This is a genomic window from Shewanella sp. SP2S2-4 (assembly GCF_031932025.1).
In the GTDB taxonomy this organism is placed as follows: domain Bacteria; phylum Pseudomonadota; class Gammaproteobacteria; order Enterobacterales; family Shewanellaceae; genus Shewanella; species Shewanella baltica.
Window position 1 is genome coordinate 1 of the sequence record NZ_JAUOER010000040.1, and the last position, 18,432, is coordinate 18,432.

Below are 18,432 nucleotides of genomic sequence, written 5' to 3' on the forward strand. Positions count from 1 at the left end.
AAAACCGTGCTGAGTTCACAGACACACTACACTTACTCAATAGAGTCATGGAAAGACTGGCGAGTAACAAACACAGCTGTAAGTGTGTACCGCGGAGGTATTGGTAACTTATGACGCAAAATCTAAATAAGCCAAATAGCTCAGTGGCTCGTTGTAACCGCTTTAAATTGATGGGGTTTCTCACCTTATGCGGCGCTCAGCTTTGCCAAGCGGCAGAAATTAAGATAGGTGTCAGCCTGTCTATTCCACCTTATGTTATCCAAGAAACCAATAGCGGAATCGAACTCGAATTACTAAACCAAGCCCTCGCTGTTAAAGGCCATACCGCTTCTATCCAATACTTACCACTGGCGCGTACATTCCATGAACTCAGGGAAGGTAAACTCGATGGTATCATCAACATTAAAGATGGCATGCTCGACAACGTCTTTTACTCCAATGTTGCGATAACCTACCAAAACTGCGCTATTAGCCTAGAAGATAATAACTTTACTATCAACAATATAGACGACTTAAATAACAAGCAAGTCGTTTCCTTTCAGCGTGCATCATCGTTATTGGGGGAAGAATTTGCCAAAATGGCTAAGGCTAATAGCGGCTACCAAGAACAAGCAAGGCAAGTGCAGCAGGTTTATATGCTGATGAAACACAGGGCCGATGTCGTAGTGATGGATAAAAACATCTTCAAATATTACTTAAAGCAGGCTTACCTTGAGGGAAAACTCACTGAGAAAGATTTAAAACAACAGGCCATTTGCCACAAAATATTTCCACCAACAGAATATAAGTTTGCCTTTCTCAGTGAACAAATTCGGGATGATTTTAATGTGGGACTCAAACAAATTACCCAAGATGGTAGCTTAGTGGCCTTGCAGGAAAAATATCGACGCCTGATGTCTTTCGAGACTGAAGCAGAGGCGTCGACCAAATTAACAGAACCTAAAATCATTAAAAACGATTCTTACTAGGTCTTATCTAAGCGCTTTATTTCACCACCAGCACAGGGCACTTGGCATACTTAACAATATCTTGTGTGACATGTGGCTTTAAAAAATCCGCTAAACCGCTGCTACCATGACTAGCAATCACCACCATACCCACATCGACGGCTTCCGCTAAAATCTCGTCAATCGCATCACCATGACGCACCACGAGCTTGATATTGAGCCCCTCGGTGAGGCCTTGTTGCATTTCCTGCTGTATGCTTTGCATTTTTGCATCGACAAAAGCTTGCAGCTCATTTTCCAATGTGGCGGGAATATCAACCGCAATACCATAGCAATGGGCGCCACGGGCAGGACTTGTCACATGCAACAATCGAATATCGACATGATAAAGATTAGCCATTTCAACCGCATATTTGAGCGCATGGGCTGCAGTGGATGAAAAATCCGTAGGGCATAACACTTCTTGAGTACGCATAAGCTTATCCATCATTTGAGTTTTAATCAGGCTATCTATTAAAGCCAAAATACCACTAATTTATAGTAGTTAGCTATGCTTCTTGCGTACCCATTTCAATTAAATATTCTTTATCAATCAAAAAGAAAGGACGCAATAAGCGTCCTTCGGGTTTATTGAGTCAAGCTACTAACTCAGTTATTTCACCACCAGCACAGGACAAGCCGCACCGTTAGCGACCGCTTCTGCGACATTAGTATGTAAAAAATGCGAAATCCCAGTTCGGCCATGGCTCGCTATCACCACCATGCCAATATCTTTACTGTTAGCCTCTTCTAAAATTTGATACACAGGATCGCCGCGGCGGATCAAGGTCGTGACAGGAAGCTCTGTGTTTAACCCGGCTAACAGCGCCTGCATTTTAATTGCGGCCGCGTCCTCCATGCTCTTAGCCAACTCTTCCGGAGTGATCGATAGAATCATAAAGTTTTCATCACCGATCGGCTGTTCAACTACATGTAAAATTTTGAGTCCTACATGGTATAGATTAGCCATTTCAATGGCATAACTCAGTGCATGGGCCGCAGTTTCCGAAAAATCTGTGGGCCAGAGTATTTGACCTGAACGCATAATCTGTACTCCTTCTATGATGCTAATGGATTACTGAGTAACTAGTCTTTTAACCAAGCAACGGCGTCGCCATTATCAACAAAAAATCTGACCTCAGCAGGCGTAAACCAGTTTGCCAATTTAGCCAACACTTCCTGCAGAGTCGTCTTGCCGACTATGGCTATTTTCTCGAAATGACGAATATGCTTCACCCCAAGTTTCAGATCATCCCAAGCAGCCTGTAATTCCAAGCCATCTAACTCGGTCACATCCACTAAGGCGAAGATATCAGGATCTTTCACCCCAGCTAATGCAGACTCCAACACTGGCACCATCATTTCGTAGTCTTGATGAGTTAAAGTACCGATGGCCTTAAAGGCAACAAAAAAATCATCATCACCATAGCGTTCAATACCAATCGTAATTCCGTGCTTTAACAATGCCATACATACTCCTTATGTAACAACCCTTGAATTAGTGTAAAAGCTAACGCCTCAATAAGCCGTGATCTTGCTCAAAAATACATCAGATAACTTGCACCATCTCACTAAGCAAGCTAGGATAAACCGACTAATCAGTCGGTGCCAATTTAATAAAAGACTCAATCGAGACGATTAGTTAAATAAAGTACCGAATAAGACTCAGCCTACCATTTCCCTTGGAGCGACCACTATGAATATGGCCACCGAACAGCTTAATGCCTCGCCACTGACTCAATTGCTCCAACGCCAACGCAGCAGTTATTTAGCGGCGCCGAATCCTAATTACGCTATGCGAGTGGAGCAATTAACTCGACTTAAAGCGGCCATACTGCAATTTAAAACGCCTTTAGTCGAAGCCTTAAGCCAAGACTATGGCCATAGATCGATTGATGACAGCCTGATATCAGACATTATGCCAGTCATCAACAACATCAATTACAGTTTGAAAAATCTAAAAAAATGGCTCAAACCCAGCGCTCGCCATGCAGGGCTCTTGCTCGCCCCAGCCAAAGTCACTGTGCATTATCAGCCTTTGGGGGTTATCGGCATCATAGTGCCGTGGAACTTCCCCGTCATGCTATCAATTGGCCCGCTAGTGACCGCCATCGCGGCGGGTAATCACGCCATGCTAAAAATGTCCGAATTCACCCCTGCGACTAACCAAGTGATCAAACAACTACTGGCACACGTCTTCGATGAGTCCCACGTGGCAGTTGTAGAAGGTGAAGCCGATGTCGCCGCAGCGTTTTCAGCCCTACCCTTTGATCATTTACTCTTTACCGGCTCGACCACAGTTGGCCGTCATGTGATGCGTGCCGCAGCCAATAATCTCACCCCAGTGACACTCGAATTGGGCGGTAAATCGCCAGTCATTATCGCCCCCGATATGCCGCTTGAGATAGCAGTAGAACGAATGATTTATGGTAAGTGTTTGAATGCCGGACAAATCTGCGTCGCACCGGATTATGTTCTATGTCCAAAATCAAAAGTGGATGAATTTATTGCCGCCTACCGAACTAAATTTAATGCCATGTACGGCGCGATAAACCACAACAAAGACTACGGCAGCATCATTAATACCCGTCAGTTTGACCGCTTGATGGCAGTGCTCGACGACGCGAAAACTAAGGGTGCCCATGTTATTTCGGCGACAGACGAAGCTATCGATAGTCAACATCGTAAACTCGCCACTCAGCTAATCACTCACACCAGTGAAGATATGCTATTGATGCAAGAAGAAATTTTTGGCCCATTGTTACCGATTATTAGCTACGACACCTTAGATGAAGCGATTCAGTACATCAACCACAGAGCAAGACCGCTAGCGCTGTATGTGATGAGTTTCGATGAGCCAACTCAGCAAAAGATCCTCCAGCAGACCCATTCTGGCGGTGTGTGCATTAACGAAACCGTGTTTCATGTCGCCGCTGACGATGCGCCCTTTGGCGGAATCGGCCCGTCGGGAATGGGGCATTACCATGGCAAGGAAGGTTTTTTAACCTTCAGCCACGCTAAAACTGTGCTTAGCCGAGGCCGATTCAACACAGGCAAATTTGTGCACCCGCCCTACGGCACTGTTATCCAGCGCATCTTAATGAAGCTATTTTTGCGCTAGTCACTGGGGGATAACTCTTGAATCAGCCATCAACAACGCAAGCCATTAAAACCATGACAGATAAACGCCAAGCCATTCTCGACACTGCCTTAGCGCTCTTTGTCAGCCAAGGATTTCATGGCACGTCCACCGCTTCGATAGCTAAGCAAGCAGGTGTAGCAACGGGCACCTTGTTCCATCATTTTCCTTCCAAGGAAGCCTTGATGGAATCTTTATTTCTTACCATAAAACAAGAGTTTGCCGATGCCTTGCTGTTGAACACTCATAATGGCAGCGATCTAAAGCTCAATGCCCTACAACTATGGCAAAGTGCGATTGATTGGTCGCTGGATAACCCTGTCAAACAGCTGTTTTTTCAGCAATATTCAATGTCGCCCATGATTGCCGCTAAGGTGCGCGATCAGGCGATGAACAGCATCTTAGGCTTTATTAGCGAGCTGATTAAGCAAGGACAAATAGAGGGATTAATCGCCCACTATCCGCTGGATCTGATGCTAGAAAACTGCCATGGCCAATACCTAGCGGCAACCCGATTTTTTATTGATAACCCACACTTAGGCACGAATAAAACGTACCGCGATGCCAGTTTTGAACTGTTTTGGAAGGCCATGCAAGCAGACTAACACCACACAATACACTACCCACAGCACAGCAAACGCCCACCCACTGCAGAATTTAATCCAATAAAAAACCGAGTCAGTTTAACTGGCTCGGTTTTCTTTTACGTCTTCACACAGATAGTGACTAAGAGATAAAGCAGAGACCTGCTTTCTGCGATATCTAACTCCAACGTCTAGCGTCTAACTTTGACTCAATTCCTGCGCTTTCTCTACTGGCTGGGTGACTTGAGTTGGACTCCAGTAGCCTTGCTTAATGCCCTTATCAATCAGCTCAGCAACCGCTAATTCAATGGCTTGCAACACGCAAAACTGTACTGGCTCGTTAGTGGTAAAACCGATTTCTGCCTCGGCGAGGCGATTTAAACTGGTGTAACGAAACAAGCCAGCGCGCATTTCTTGGGATAAAACACGTTTGCTGGTCGAAACCGACATCATCACTTTACCTGTGTGCACATCGACGGCGCGCAGATAAATGGTCACCTGATCTTCACGATACATTTCCGAAGCGCCAATGCCGTAATATTCGACACCACTACCGCCTGTGCTGGTGTTAGTCTCATAGCTAATGACGCCACCTTCGAGTAACAATCTGGCGGTGGATAATACGGGCACTTCATCGCCCTTAGTACCGCTCTGTTTATTACTAATTTTGCGCTCGGTCAGCAGGTTTTGTAGCCCTTCACGTTCCACTGGGGTAAACCATTTAGAATCGAGCAAGGTCTGCATCAACATAGAGGTTGCGCCCTGAGTCACGGCGGTCGAAAACGAACTCACGTTCGCCTGTGGTTTATATTGGCCAGTTTGATCGCGAAAGGAATACACAGCAACTGGAATGGGAAACTTAGGTCCTGGTTGAGTTTGCAGCCCACGCATCACTTCACTCAAGGGGTTAACCTCGGCAGGCGTGATATTCAAATCGGGTTTTGGGATCAAGCTACAGGCCGACATGCTTAACAGTAATAAACTCACTAACACTAGACGGGCCATTAGTTGCCACCTCCAAACGCTGACATTTCAATGATTGTCACTTCATTCGTGGCAATATTAGTGATAGTCAGTATAACTTTATCTCCTATAGAGTTAATTTCTATACGAAAATCGCCAGTATTATAATCACCATCGGTGATTTCACCATCAGCAATCCCTCGGGTAATAGAATTGATAAGATTACGCTCTAAGGATTCTTTAAAGCGAGTAATAAAGTCCTTCTCGGACGAGTTGGACTTATTGTCATTCTGGGCCTGGGCTTTATTTAATAAGAAAGCCCCATTTTGTGGATTGCCGCCAAAGCTGGGATTCACTGGCGTATAGATCAATTCAGTGGCTTGGCCACTGCTTGCCACACATAGCGTGACAAGGGCAAGTAACGTCCTGTATGTCATTATTATTATCCTAAAAATCGTCCGATGTTCCTGAAAAATCACCTGTTATTGCATTGGCTCTGACTTGCGCTAAATAATCAATCGTGATCAAAATCGCCTGCTCTGCACTCTCTTTAACCGGATTTGCACGACGACCAAAATGGGTGGTGTAAATCCGTGTTCCGTTGACTTCTAAGCTTAAAACCGTCCCCGCCTGCGGAAACACTGTCTCATACAAGGTCACGTTAAAGCCTTGAGTAAAGGGCAGCTCGCGCCAATAGCTTGAGTAGTAGAAGCCAAAATCCTTACCAAACCGAGTCAAGGTTCTATCTATCACTAAGCCACTAATTTCAATGTCGTTGTCGGCAAGAGTGATAGGGGAAGCCAGCAGCAGGAATGGACATAAAACGTAAGTAAGCAGACGCTGTTTGAACTGTTTCACTTATCCCTCCTTAACCTTTTAATCGAACCTTAAAAACCGCGCCAACCTCTGTTTTAACAACGGGAGTTTTAGCGTCAATTTTCGATAAAGCAGGTTAACAGGGTTGAAGATCCCCCGTCATTACGCTGGGGGGCAAATTAGCCCGAAGAGCTAAGGTAAAAAGGCAAAAATAGCCCATTTGGCTAATACGCTAAGAGGCGGTTAAGGCAAGAGTCATAGGGTAAACGAACGGATCAAGAGGCAATAAAAATGCGACCCTAAGGTCGCATTGCGGTATTGATACAAGGCATGGGGATTATTGTGGCAACCACAGCCGAACCAACAGGCCACCGTCGCTACGATTGTGCATACTAATACTGCCATCATGGGCTTCAATAATTTCACGGCACAGAGGTAAACCAAGCCCTGTACCCGATTGTTTAGTCGAGTAAAACGGCAACAACGCTTGCTCTAAAACTTCGCCTGACATGCCAGTACCGCGATCCTCGATAACAATACTGAAACCAGCACCATCCACTAAGGTTTGTTGCCGAATCGACAGGGTGACATCCTCAGGGTTTGAACCCGATTCATGGGCATTTTTTAGCAAGTTGAGAAGCACTTGCTCCAACTGTCCTTGATCGAAATAGCCATCGACCTCAGGCAAATCATGCGTAAGTTTAAAGGGATAATGCTGGGTTAACTGAGTCGTAAATTGTGTCCAATTGACCTGACGTCGCTGCGGGAGCGGCAGCTTAGCAAAGCGGGCATAATTGAAGATAAACTGACTCAGATGGCCAGTGCGATTCTCTATGGTATCGAAAATCAGCTTAAGTTTTGGATTATCCAGATCTTTAGTCAGTAAACGCCCCGAGTTCACCATAGAGGCGATGGGCGCCACTGAGTTATTAAGTTCATGGCTAATAATGCGGATCACTTTCTTCCACACTGCCACCTCTTGACGATTAAGCTCACGGGTCATCTGCTTAAGTAAAATCAAGTTATGTTGTTGGTTATTCAATAAAAATTGACCACGACTCAAATACCAAGTTTCCACATCATCTTCGCCCATAGCAAAGAGGCCGTTCTTTTCATGTTTAAGCGCCAAGGCCAATACCTCGGGCAAGTCCAGCAGCAATTCATCTAGGCTCAAGCCTTCCATTTTGCCCTTTTTATGGAATAGGTGACGCGCCGCATCATTGGCGTAAATGAGTCGCTGATGATCGTCGAGCAATAGCATCACATTGGGAGAGCTTTGGATCACCTTATCCAGCAACAACTCTCGCTGGTAAATGTATTGCCTTTCTTGGCGTAATTTTGCCGCAGAATAATTAAATAACTGGGCCAAGGTTTGTAGCTGACCTTCACCATGTTCTGGAATACTCACACTAAAATCATTATCGCTAAAGTTCAGCAGACCTATTTCGAGGGAATCCAAGCTACGACCCAGATGCCGTGTTAACCAAGCGACACTTAGGCCACACGCGCCACAAGCGAGCAATAACACCAGTAAAGCTTCACCTAAGGTTAAACTCGAGACTCGCTCGTTGTCTGCTATTTCAGTGGGTGCCACAGGGGATGCTGGGGCTTTGGGCGGTAAAATCGAGAGCGGTTCTACTCGTAAAGGCTCTGCAATATGGGCGCTGAAATTAAACTGCCCTTCTTTAAGTTGTTCTAACTTGAAGAGTTTTATTTGTAACTGTTCTTGCTTAAGTTGTTCAAGCTTTTGCAGTTCAGCCTTAATCTGCTCGGTCCTCTGGCGCGCTTGCATTGCTGCCGCTAGCTGCAATTGTTCAGTATTTTTAAGGGCAAGCTCAATGGCAGCAGTGGTTTTTTCCAGATCAGCAAAGTCGAGTTGTACATTCACATCGGGGATTTCGATTGCCTTAGATGTGGCGACAGCCGAAGTTTCAGGTGAGATATATTTCACCAAGACAAAACTAAGCAAGACGCCAAATGCGCAGCAAACCATTGAATAAATGATAATTTTAGTTCGGATTAACACTGACGTTCCTTAATCAATAGCCTTTCTCTCGCCTAGAAGCTGTTGTCTAAAAACTACAAACTAGCATCTGCACTTGGCCTATGACTTATCTAAACCAAACTTATCCATGCGCCGATACAGCGCCTGACGACTGAGCCCAAGCGCTTTGGCGACCCGAGCAATCACGCCATGGTGCTGTTTTAGCGCCGCTTCGATATCTTCGCGACTCACTTCTATCTCCTCATTAGCCGACTGTGTTTGGTCGCGGGCAGAGCTATCAGAAAAAGTGGCATTAGCGGGAATGGAAGCAGACGCATAAACGGGCTGAGGATCAGATTGTCTCTGTTCAAAGCTGCGCGGATCGGACTGTCGCTGATCTAAGCGTCGCGGCTCAGAAGATGCAGAAATATGGGAAGTCGCAGATCTTGCAGCACTCACGACAGGTGCCAAGCCAAAGTCAGCCTCAGTCAATACATGGCTTTTTGCCAACAATACCGCTCGCTTACAGGCGTTTTCCAGCTCACGCACATTACCCGGCCAGCGATGGTGCAACAACGCCTGCAATGCGGGCTTACTCAAGCTAAAATCGCTACCGATAAAATGCTGTACTAAAGGCAAAATATCATCAGTACGTTGATTCAATGGTGACAACGCCAGTTCAATCACATTTAAGCGGTAAAACAAATCCTCGCGAAAACGCCCTTCGGCAATATCTTGGGCCAGATCCGCATTGGTCGCACTGATCACCCGCACTTTCACTTTTTGGGTTTTATGGCTACCTAAGCGTTCAAATTCACCGGTTTGCAGCACGCGCAGCAGTTTTACTTGGCCAGATAAGGGCAAGTTACCGATTTCATCTAAAAACAGTGTGCCGCCGTCGGCCGCTTCAAAGCGGCCAATACGCGCTTTAGTTGCGCCCGTAAAAGCCCCCGCCTCGGCACCAAACAACTCTGCCTCTAATAAATCCATCGGCAAAGCGCCGACATTGACCTTGATAAAAGGCTTGTTTTTTAAGGGAGAATTAGCATGGAGAATATCGGCAAGCTTGTCTTTACCCGCACCATTAGGGCCAGTGATGAGGACCGACACATCGGAGCGTGCCAGTTGCAAGGCTAAATCAATGCAACGCTGCATCGCGCCGCTACCAAAGACAATCCCACAGAGGTCCGCATCGGCGATCGCCACTTGGCGTTGATGATTCACCCGCTCGAGACGATGGTTAGCACGGGAGAGTTTATAAAGCGCGATCAAATTGGTAATGCTATTGAGCACCTTAGCGTCATCCCAAGGTTTACCCATGTAATCGGCCGCGCCTGCTTTGACTAATTCAACGGCGGTTTCGAGTTGCGTCCACGCCGTCATCAAAATGATCGGTAGATCCCCTTGGCGTTCGCGCAGGGCGTAAAACAGTTGCTTGCCTTCCTCGCCCGAGGTGGTATCTCGGGTAAAGTTCATATCTTGGATCACTAAATCCACATCTTGCGTCGCCAATAATCCAAGGGCGTCCTCCGGACTATGGCAAGTCAGCACCCGATAATCATTAAGCTCTAGCATCAAACCTAGGGCTTGGCAGATGGCGTGATTGTCGTCGACGATGAGGATAGTATCCATAAGTATGAGTGTTGTCCTATATAAAACTATTAACCGTAAAGTAACAAAAAGTGCAATAACATCCTATTGTTATCGCACTTTTATTGGGCTTTTATCGTACCTTGAGTGACATCAAATATTTCGCTATACGCTGCGGGTTGCCGTTGCTGGCGAAATATTTGCCGCCTTACGCGCTGGTAGGTAAACCGCTAGCGTGGTGACAATAAACAAGCCTGCCACAGTAAATAATGGATAACTTAAGTCCAACATAGGCAAGCTATAGATTTTCATTAACTGCTGCCCTAACTGTATCGCTAACAAGCCACCCAACACGCCTCCCGCTAAGCAAATCAAATAATTTTCTACGAGGAAGTAACTGACAATGTCGCGCTTTTTCGCACCCAGTGCACGGCGGGTACCTATCTGCTTAGTGCGGCGCTGGATATTAAACATCACCATGCCCGTCAAACCGAGCGAGGTGATCAGCAGCAGCAACACTACCATCATGATCAACACGGTAATCATCAATTTATGATCGCGGTATGAGCTATCTTTTAACGCCTCGATTGACTTAAAGCCATCGAGAACTCGGTTAGGATTCTCGGCCAGCAACGCTTTTTTTATCGCATCTTTAAGCTCGGCGTGAAACTCAGGTTTGGCCCGTACCATGTAAGAACTGCTGCCATAATCCACATTTTGAATCACACTGTTTTCAAGGCTAGAACTGTCAATCCACGCGCCTTGCAGTTTATCGACAACCCCTATCACAGTGATCTGTGCATCTTTACCCTCGTACAACACTTTGCCAAGTGGTGATTCATCAGGCCAAATCGCTTTAGCTAACGCGCTGGAGATGATCGCTAATCGGCTCGGGCTATCGAGATTGTCCTTAAGTTCATGGGGATAAAAGTTACGCCCTTCAATCAGCTTAAGGCCTAAGGTCTCAAGGGTGTGATCTGTCCCTAAGTACATGGCAAATTGCGGTGTCGATTTAGCGCTATCCGGATCGGGCCCCAAATTGAAGGTGCTCGACCAGCCACCACCGCTTAATGGCAACATATTGGTTGAGGTCGCATCAATCACATTGGGTAGCCCACGTAAAATTTGCTGATCAATTTTGTTTTGCGCGGTTTTATCGATCAATGGATCGAAGTTGAACAAGCTAAAGGTCAAGACTTCAGACTCTTCGACTCCCGAAACGCGCTGCATCAGGGCTAAACGCTCCTGAATAATAAAGCTCGCGTTCGCCACAATTGCCACAGACAAAATAATCTGAATAAGCAGTAAGACAGGACCGCTTTTACTGCGCAACAAACTGCTGAGAATAGGTTTAATATGTAACATAATAAGTCCCTTACTGGCTTTTCAGATAAACGCTAGGTTTAGTCCGGCACACGACCCACGCGGGATACAAGCCAGCCAACAAGGCTGTGCCTACCGCAATACTAGGAGTGATAATCCACATACTCGCCGATAAATGGGTTAACCCCTTCGAGACCTCAAACTGTGCCGATAAGCCGTAAAGTGATGCGTAAGCCCAAGCGAGTCCCAGTAAGCCGCCTAATAAACCTATCATGCCTACTTCCACCATATATTGAGCGAAGATTTGGGCACGGCTAGCACCTATTGCGCGGCGCACTCCTACCTCGGGTGCACGCTTGAGGAACTTAGTGAGCATTAAACCTAATATATTGACTAAACAAACACTTAAAAATAGTGCGCTCAAGCCAACCAAGATTTTATTATCTTCAGGAACGACATGATTGTATTCAAGCCAAGTCGCGACATCGGAGACTTTGACTGAGTCAGCGGCAGATTTTTTATCGGTAAAGCGGCCCAGGGCTTTTTGCTCCGCCACATAATTACTGAGCCAAGAACGGTAACTGGTTACTGCATCTTTATTGGGTAACTCAACCCAATACAGCAGCCACACTTTTTCAGAGTTAAGGCGATCGCTGTAACTATTCATCGTCTCAAACTTCCAACCCGAGGTGTTACCCCATACATCAAACTCTTCGATAGGTGTCAGCGAAAACGGCACAAAAATTTGTTCAGTGTCGTTAAAAGCACCGTTAGTGGGATCATAATATTTAGGCTTAGGGTCCCAGGCTTTAATCACCCCCACTATTTGATAAGGTTTACGATTAAGATAGATAACCTTGCCGACACTGTTTTGGCCCGCAAACAACTTTTGATTGAGTTTATCGTTAATCACCACTTGATAAGCAGGTTCAGTGTCTACGGATTTATCCCACACATTACCGTACAAAAATGGCACGTCAAACAGCTTAAAAAAGTCGCTATCTGTCACCCGAATACTTTCTAAAATAGGCGCGAAATTGACATCCTCAGTTTGCAGCGCCATCCCAGTGCGAAACATCGCCGCTTGGCGTTTAGGTAAGGTATTGTTGCGCAAATTCATCGCATCTTGATAAGTCACTAACGAGTTAAGCTCATCCCAAGAATCGGGACCTTGGCTCCAAAGCTGTACCGCATTTAACTCATCTGAGCGTTCACCCGCAGGATTAAACGACATCATCTTGTAGACGTTTAACGTGGTGATTGTGATGCCAATACCAATCGAAATTGCCAACACCATCAACAACGACAGCACTGGGGTTTTCTTAATGCTGCGCCAGGCTAAATCAACATAATAAAAAAACATAATGCGTATCCTTAGTCAGCGTTGGCGACAAGTTTATCTAATGGGTGCGGGGTCGCCGCAGTTTGCACACTGCCATGGGGCTGATACATCGTAAAATCACACACTTGACCGTCGACAATTTGAATATTGCGCTGGGCGCGGCGAGCGAGTTCAGGGTCATGGGTCACCATGATAATAGTCGTGCCCGCTTGGTTGATATTTTCAAGTAATTCCATCACTTGGCGCGCCATTAAGCTGTCGAGGTTACCAGTCGGTTCATCGGCGAGCAGGAAGCGGGGTTCACCGGCTAATGCGCGGGCAATCGCCACTCTTTGTTGCTGTCCGCCCGAAAGCTGAGTAGGAAAATGCTTGAGTCGTGAAGCTAGACCCACTTGTTCTAATGCTTGCTGTACGCGGCGTTGGCGTTCCTTGGCATTAAAACCACGGTAGCGCAGCGGCACTTCGATATTTTCTGCCAAGTTAAGGTCGGGAATTAAGTTAAAGCCTTGGAAGATAAAGCCGATTTTCTCGTTACGGATAGCAGCGCTCTTGTTATCGCTCAGGTTAGACACGTTAATGCCATCGAGAAAATAGTCACCGTGGGTAAAACCTTCGAGCAAACCCGCGATATTTAAAAACGTGGTTTTACCAGAGCCAGAAGGACCCGTGACCGCGACAAACTCGCCTTCATTCACTTCGAGGTTAAAATCGCGCAGGGCGTGGGTTTCCACTAAATCCGTTTTAAAAACCTTGCTCACACTCTTCATTGATAACATGTTAATTTCCTTAAAATAATCAAATCAATTTTACGCCCTGACGCTGCATCTAAACGACGTGATGCATGGCAGCGTCATCAGCCGAAAAATGGCTCAACGACAGATTCTACAAGCCACACAAAAACGCCCAATATAAGGTCGGCACTTTCGAGTGAAACCTCACCCACTTGGCGAACCCCCTCCAATGGATTGGTCCATTCCAAGATATTCAGTCCAAGGAAAAACCAGCTATTGGCTTCACCAATACTCAACTCCACCGCGACCACCAGCAGCAGTAAGGCCAACACGCCAAACATTTTTGATGACATCAACACGCTGAAATCAAATTGTTTATCACGCATATTCGGCTCCTATTCTTGTCCATGTCGCAGCAGGTTTCGTCATTCACCTTGATCGCTGCGTTGTTATATTCATCAGATTGGTTATTTAGTAATTTACGAATATCGGTCATCAATGAATCCTGACCTGTTCGGCGTGGTTAAAGGGCTCGACACTGGATATCACCCACTCGTCTCCGGCTTTACCGCCATCCAGCACTTCGACTTGGCTCAGGCTCGTACTGCCGAGTTTGATTGCGCGGCGGCTGGCTAGATCGCCCTCAATTTGGTACACCTCATCGCCACCGCCGCTGGTCATAAAGGCGCCGCGTTTCACCATCAACACATCGGGTCTGTGCTCTAACAAGACTCGGGCGGAGATACGTTGGTTCTGACGCAGTTTCAAGCTGTTATCTTGAACGAACTGCACTCTTGCGGTCACTTCACGGTTACGTACTTCGGGGGAGATGGACGATAACTTGCCCATTAACTTCACGCTGCCGAAACTGAGCTCAACTTCCATCCCTAAACCCAAATCGTCGGCGTAGGACTCTGGCACAGCAAGTTCGGCCTCATAGGCGCTTAAATCCACAACGGTTAGAATCGGTTGGTTAGCGCTAAGACGGGTTTTCTGCTCGGTGATCCAGTTGCCGATAATGCCGCCTACGGGGGCTTTGATATTCAAGGCCTCAACTTGGCGTTCGAGTTCGTGCACGACTAGGGTTTGGCGCTCGACTTCTAAGGCTTTGTTTTTAATTTCAAAGGTCAGGGTGTCTTTTGTTAACGCGACTTCCTGCTCGGCATGGGTAAACTTGAGTTTAGCCTTGTGCAATTCGTCTTTGCCTTTTTCGTAATCGATTTCGCTGATCAGCTTATTTTTAATTAACAACTCACCACGGCGACGTTCTCTGTTGGCGGCTTCTAGGTCAACCGCGGCCATGTCTAAGGTTTGATTCACTTGCAGTTGACCGCGTCTGGCGTCCAACTTGGCGCGCTCTAACGCACTCTGCATTCCCGCCAAAATCGACTTAGCCTGCTCTAACTGATTGGATAATCTTGGGCTATCGAGTTTGGCAACCACATCGCCTTTATTAACGCTATCGCCAGGATTACTCAGCAGAGTGACTGTGCCTTCCTCAGTGCTATACAAAATAGGCGCATTCGCCGCCACGATTTTACCTGTGGTCGCCACATCGCGGGTTAACGTTCCAACAAAGAGTGTTGCCGTGGTGATGTCGCTGCGGCTTAAAGATTTGCTCACGTTATCTGCGCCCAAGCTCGCCCACACTAAGGCGCTGACCAATAAGGCGCAACCGCCGATCAACAGAGGTAACTTAAGACGTTTAGTGGTCGATGGCACAAGTACAGTATCTTGGCCGCTAGTATCTTTAATCATGGCTTTACTCGCTTCCCTGTCGGAATCATCAGTGCCGGAGCGCAATCAACGGACACTATTGGAAATCTATACCACAGAGATAGCAAAGCCTATGCCAAATCAGTAAACATATTATTATTCAAAAATTTAACTTGAGTTTATTGATAAAAGTGTCCGCGGACACTGGGGTTTAAATCGAAAAGTGTCCGCTGTAGATTAATCAAAAGTGTCCGATGTTAAAAACAGTGACATAGCGCGAGCCATGCGGCTAAGCGCTTCAATTACATGTCCTAACAGATTTATTGGCCGAAACTACCGAGTTTCCCTTTACAGTAAAATCCTTGCCACATAAGATCCTGCCACCCTCGCAGCAAAAACGATCAAAAGACCAAACCCTATGACCACAATAACAATCACTCGCCCAGACGACTGGCATATTCATTTAAGAGACGGCGCCCAGCTTAAAGATACAGTGCGCGACATCAGCCGCTATATGGGCCGCGCCATCGTCATGCCAAACTTAGTGCCCCCCGCTATCGATACCGAAACCGCACTGACTTATTACGACCGCATTAAAGCGCAGGTGCCAGCGGGCTCACAATTCGAACCTTTGATGGTGTTGTATTTAACTGACAAAACTAGCCCAGATGAAATCCGCAAAGCCAAAGCTTCGGGTAAAATTGTCGCCGCGAAGCTCTACCCTGCGGGCGCGACGACCAACTCGGATTCAGGCGTAACCGATTTGAAGAACATCTACCCTGCCCTCGAAGCTATGCAAGAAGTCGGTATGTTGTTTTTAGTGCACGGTGAAGTCACGGATTCATCGATTGATATTTTCGACCGCGAGCGCGTCTTTATCGAAAATATCCTCAGCAAAATCGTTGCCGATTTCCCAGAACTTAAAATCGTGCTTGAACATATCACCACTAAAGATGCGGTCGATTTTGTCACCCAAGCCTCTGATAATGTGGCCGCGACTATTACAGCCCACCATTTGCTGTATAACCGCAACCACATGCTGGCTGGCGGTATTCGCCCACATTTTTACTGCCTACCGATTTTAAAACGCAATACCCACCAGCAGGCGTTATTGGCCGCTGCAGCAAGCGGTAGCAAGAAGTTCTTCTTAGGCACAGATTCGGCGCCCCACGCTAAAGATAAGAAAGAAGCCGCCTGTGGCTGCGCGGGTTCGTACACGGCCCATGCCGCCATTGAGCTGTATGCCGAAGCCTTCGAATCGGTGAATGCGCTAGATAAACTCGAAGCATTTGCAAGCTTCAATGGCCCAGATTTTTACAATCTGCCACGCAATGCCGACACGATCACGCTTGTTAAAAAACCATGGAATGTCCCTGCGACTTACCCGCTGGGCGACACTAATGTAGTGCCGATTCGTGCAGGCGAAGCCATTGATTGGCAAGTTGAGTAAGCCTTAAGTCTTTAACATCAGGTCGCCTACGGGCGACCTTTTTTATGCCCCAGATTCATTTTGATTTTTAGACCACAATCGGCTAGTGTCTCTCGCTTAAAATACAGCCCTAACCTATGACCTTTTAAGAGAAAATCAGTATGCCCACAAGGATGTTATTCACTGTTTTATCCTCAAGCCTGTTGCTTGCTTCTACGCTCCCATTACATTCCTTTGCGGCCAATGAACTGACGGGGATCTGGCAAGGACAATTAGGCAAAAGCAAAGTCAGAGTCTGCTTTAATCAATATGGAACAGGCAGTTATTACTATCAACGCTACTTAACGCCGATAAGGCTCGAGCAGCAAGATGAACTGTGGAAAGAAGAAGGCAACACGGGAAACTGGCAGTTTGATACTGTCACGCCACAAAAACTGAGCGGCCATTGGTTTAAAGATAGCGCGGGTAAATCGTTCCCCGTGCAACTTGAGCGAGCAATCAGCCCAGATGATGTAGAAGATTGCGGCGCCGATGCGTATAACCTGCCACTAGAAACAAGGCCAAAACTCAGCCGAGGGAAATGGCAACCCTATGAAAATATTGAGTATCGCCTGCTGACGTTCGGTACAGAAGTAGGGATCGAATTTAAAGGCCCACAAACGGGGATCTTGGCAATTAATCAATGGCTTGAACATAAGCTCACCGATGAAGTCCAACTAGCACAAACCTTTGACACTCGCCGCAGAATGCTGGCACAAATGGGCAGTTTTGTGACTGACGAAACCTTTGCCGAGCCGATTTTTATTAATCAGCATTGGCTCAGTGTACGCCTATATCGCTGGGCCGCAGGCTATGGCGCTAATGGTATCAGCCAAGAATTTGTCAGTTTCTCCCTTAGCGATGGTAAACCTTTCCACCCGTGGCAGTGGTTTCTCGCCGATACCAAACCGCAAAGCATGCTAGATAATATGAGCCATCCTTTACCCCAAGCATTAAGGGAAAAATTGTTTGCAGGTAAAGAGTTAGATCCAGAATGTCCTTCATCAGACGGCTCGGGATATTATCAGCTCACCCTTGAGGCAAAGGCCATCAAATTCTGGGAAACACCCCGCGGCGATGGATGCGAACAAGAGTTTGTCCTGAGTCCGCAGGAGGCGATGCCTTTCGCCACCCAATGGGGACAAACACAGCTTAAGCTGTTGTAATAAAAACATTAGGATAGTGAATATGACGGAAGCCACAGGCATCGGTGCAAGTGCCAGAACTAAAGCCAAAGCAGTAGAAAGCACACTCGAAGCTTTGGTACAAGCTCAGCTTGAAGCCTACAACCAGCGCGATCTCGTTACTTTTGTCGCCCAGTTCAGTGACGATGTGTGCATCTATCGCCCACCCGCAACAGCGCCCGTCATCCAAGGTAAAGCCGCTTTTAGTGACTTCTATCAGAATGAGCGTTTTAATCTGCCCAACTTACATGCCGAAATCGTCAGCCGTATGGTGGTGGGCAATAAAGTCGTCGACCACGAACGCATCAGCGGGATTAGGGATGAACCCTTTGAGGTGATGGTGGTGTTTGAAGTTAATGATGGGTTGATTCAAACCATGTGGAGTTTTGCAACCAACTGATTGGATTCATCTATCAGTATTTTTATCACGAAAAGTCAACGTCGTGGGGCTTCACCCCCTGATTTGTTAATCAAGAGTCGACCAAGAGAGAATTAACAGCAATCCCCTCTTTATGAGTGATTAGTGCTTTATCTTTTATGCATAGAATTAATCACTTTCATTCCAGTGACACGCCATAAACTCGTCCCTGATGGCTCGACGGTGGC

The 18,432-nt window shown here is 46.6% G+C and carries 19 protein-coding genes; 6 read left to right on the forward strand and 13 right to left on the reverse strand.

What is annotated here, in order from left to right:
• Positions 1-110 precede the first annotated feature (110 nt).
• The gene (locus Q4Q54_RS21185) at positions 111-968 is read left to right on the forward strand and encodes an ABC transporter substrate-binding protein (RefSeq protein ID WP_220592178.1); all 858 of its coding nucleotides are present in this window, start codon (positions 111-113) and stop codon (positions 966-968) included.
• Between the two features lie 16 nt (positions 969-984).
• On the opposite strand, the gene Q4Q54_RS21190 is transcribed toward Q4Q54_RS21185, so the two are convergent.
• From Q4Q54_RS21190 to Q4Q54_RS21200, 3 genes are all read right to left on the reverse strand, one after another.
• The gene (locus Q4Q54_RS21190; protein ID WP_106649657.1) at positions 985-1,422 is read right to left on the reverse strand and encodes a universal stress protein; all 438 of its coding nucleotides are present in this window, start codon (positions 1,420-1,422) and stop codon (positions 985-987) included.
• 177 nt (positions 1,423-1,599) lie between these two features.
• Positions 1,600-2,031 carry a universal stress protein gene (locus Q4Q54_RS21195; protein WP_063883743.1) on the reverse strand — a complete coding sequence of 144 codons (432 nt, stop codon included), beginning with the start codon at positions 2,029-2,031 and terminating at the stop codon, positions 1,600-1,602.
• A gap of 41 nt (positions 2,032-2,072) precedes the next feature.
• On the reverse strand, positions 2,073-2,456 hold the full coding sequence (locus Q4Q54_RS21200; RefSeq protein WP_063883744.1) for an STAS/SEC14 domain-containing protein: 384 nt from the start codon (positions 2,454-2,456) through the stop codon (positions 2,073-2,075).
• Between the two features lie 226 nt (positions 2,457-2,682).
• On the opposite strand from Q4Q54_RS21200, the gene Q4Q54_RS21205 reads away from it, so the two are divergent.
• Complete coding sequence (locus tag Q4Q54_RS21205; protein ID WP_311989496.1) at positions 2,683-4,107, forward strand: coniferyl aldehyde dehydrogenase; 1,425 nt, start codon at positions 2,683-2,685, stop codon at positions 4,105-4,107.
• Positions 4,108-4,124: 17 nt separating this feature from the next.
• Positions 4,125-4,730 carry a TetR/AcrR family transcriptional regulator gene (locus Q4Q54_RS21210; protein ID WP_311989497.1) on the forward strand — a complete coding sequence of 202 codons (606 nt, stop codon included), beginning with the start codon at positions 4,125-4,127 and terminating at the stop codon, positions 4,728-4,730.
• Between the two features lie 177 nt (positions 4,731-4,907).
• On the opposite strand, the gene Q4Q54_RS21215 is transcribed toward Q4Q54_RS21210, so the two are convergent.
• The 10 genes from Q4Q54_RS21215 to Q4Q54_RS21260 all read right to left on the reverse strand — a co-directional run bounded on the left by Q4Q54_RS21215 (position 4,908) and on the right by Q4Q54_RS21260 (position 15,216).
• A complete protein-coding gene (locus tag Q4Q54_RS21215; RefSeq protein WP_106649656.1) occupies positions 4,908-5,714 on the reverse strand; it encodes a CsgG/HfaB family protein in 807 nt (268 codons plus the stop codon).
• Positions 5,714-6,109, reverse strand: a complete 396-nt coding sequence (locus tag Q4Q54_RS21220; protein ID WP_105251643.1) for a curli assembly protein CsgF — start codon at positions 6,107-6,109, stop codon at positions 5,714-5,716. Before Q4Q54_RS21220 ends, Q4Q54_RS21215 begins: the two co-directional genes overlap by 1 nt.
• 10 nt (positions 6,110-6,119) lie before the next feature.
• Positions 6,120-6,530 (reverse strand): curli production assembly/transport protein CsgE, encoded by a 411-nt coding sequence (locus Q4Q54_RS21225; RefSeq protein WP_311898970.1) that lies wholly within the window; start codon positions 6,528-6,530, stop codon positions 6,120-6,122.
• Positions 6,531-6,825: 295 nt separating this feature from the next.
• Positions 6,826-8,514 (reverse strand): ATP-binding protein, encoded by a 1,689-nt coding sequence (locus tag Q4Q54_RS21230; RefSeq protein WP_311898971.1) that lies wholly within the window; start codon positions 8,512-8,514, stop codon positions 6,826-6,828.
• A gap of 78 nt (positions 8,515-8,592) precedes the next feature.
• Positions 8,593-10,104: a sigma-54 dependent transcriptional regulator gene (locus tag Q4Q54_RS21235; protein ID WP_311989498.1), complete on the reverse strand. Its 1,512-nt coding sequence runs from the start codon at positions 10,102-10,104 to the stop codon at positions 8,593-8,595.
• Positions 10,105-10,227: 123 nt separating this feature from the next.
• The gene (locus tag Q4Q54_RS21240; RefSeq protein ID WP_006085859.1) at positions 10,228-11,427 is read right to left on the reverse strand and encodes an FtsX-like permease family protein; all 1,200 of its coding nucleotides are present in this window, start codon (positions 11,425-11,427) and stop codon (positions 10,228-10,230) included.
• Between the two features lie 10 nt (positions 11,428-11,437).
• Positions 11,438-12,748: an ABC transporter permease gene (locus tag Q4Q54_RS21245; RefSeq protein WP_300477450.1), complete on the reverse strand. Its 1,311-nt coding sequence runs from the start codon at positions 12,746-12,748 to the stop codon at positions 11,438-11,440.
• An 11-nt stretch (positions 12,749-12,759) separates the two neighbouring features.
• Positions 12,760-13,503, reverse strand: a complete 744-nt coding sequence (locus Q4Q54_RS21250) for an ABC transporter ATP-binding protein (protein ID WP_012088444.1) — start codon at positions 13,501-13,503, stop codon at positions 12,760-12,762.
• A gap of 77 nt (positions 13,504-13,580) precedes the next feature.
• The gene (locus Q4Q54_RS21255; protein ID WP_311989499.1) at positions 13,581-13,844 is read right to left on the reverse strand and encodes a hypothetical protein; all 264 of its coding nucleotides are present in this window, start codon (positions 13,842-13,844) and stop codon (positions 13,581-13,583) included.
• Positions 13,845-13,953: 109 nt separating this feature from the next.
• The gene (locus Q4Q54_RS21260; RefSeq protein WP_311989500.1) at positions 13,954-15,216 is read right to left on the reverse strand and encodes an HlyD family efflux transporter periplasmic adaptor subunit; all 1,263 of its coding nucleotides are present in this window, start codon (positions 15,214-15,216) and stop codon (positions 13,954-13,956) included.
• A 376-nt stretch (positions 15,217-15,592) separates the two neighbouring features.
• Here Q4Q54_RS21260 and pyrC point away from each other — a divergent pair, with 376 nt between their 5' ends.
• The 3 genes from pyrC (at position 15,593) to Q4Q54_RS21275 (ending at position 18,226) form a co-directional block, all read left to right on the forward strand.
• Positions 15,593-16,624 (forward strand): dihydroorotase, encoded by a 1,032-nt coding sequence (gene pyrC / locus Q4Q54_RS21265; protein ID WP_107402502.1) that lies wholly within the window; start codon positions 15,593-15,595, stop codon positions 16,622-16,624.
• A 140-nt stretch (positions 16,625-16,764) separates the two neighbouring features.
• Positions 16,765-17,808: a hypothetical protein gene (locus Q4Q54_RS21270; protein WP_311989501.1), complete on the forward strand. Its 1,044-nt coding sequence runs from the start codon at positions 16,765-16,767 to the stop codon at positions 17,806-17,808.
• Positions 17,809-17,830: 22 nt separating this feature from the next.
• A complete protein-coding gene (locus tag Q4Q54_RS21275) occupies positions 17,831-18,226 on the forward strand; it encodes a nuclear transport factor 2 family protein (protein ID WP_311989502.1) in 396 nt (131 codons plus the stop codon).
• The last annotated feature ends 206 nt before the right edge of the window (positions 18,227-18,432 follow it).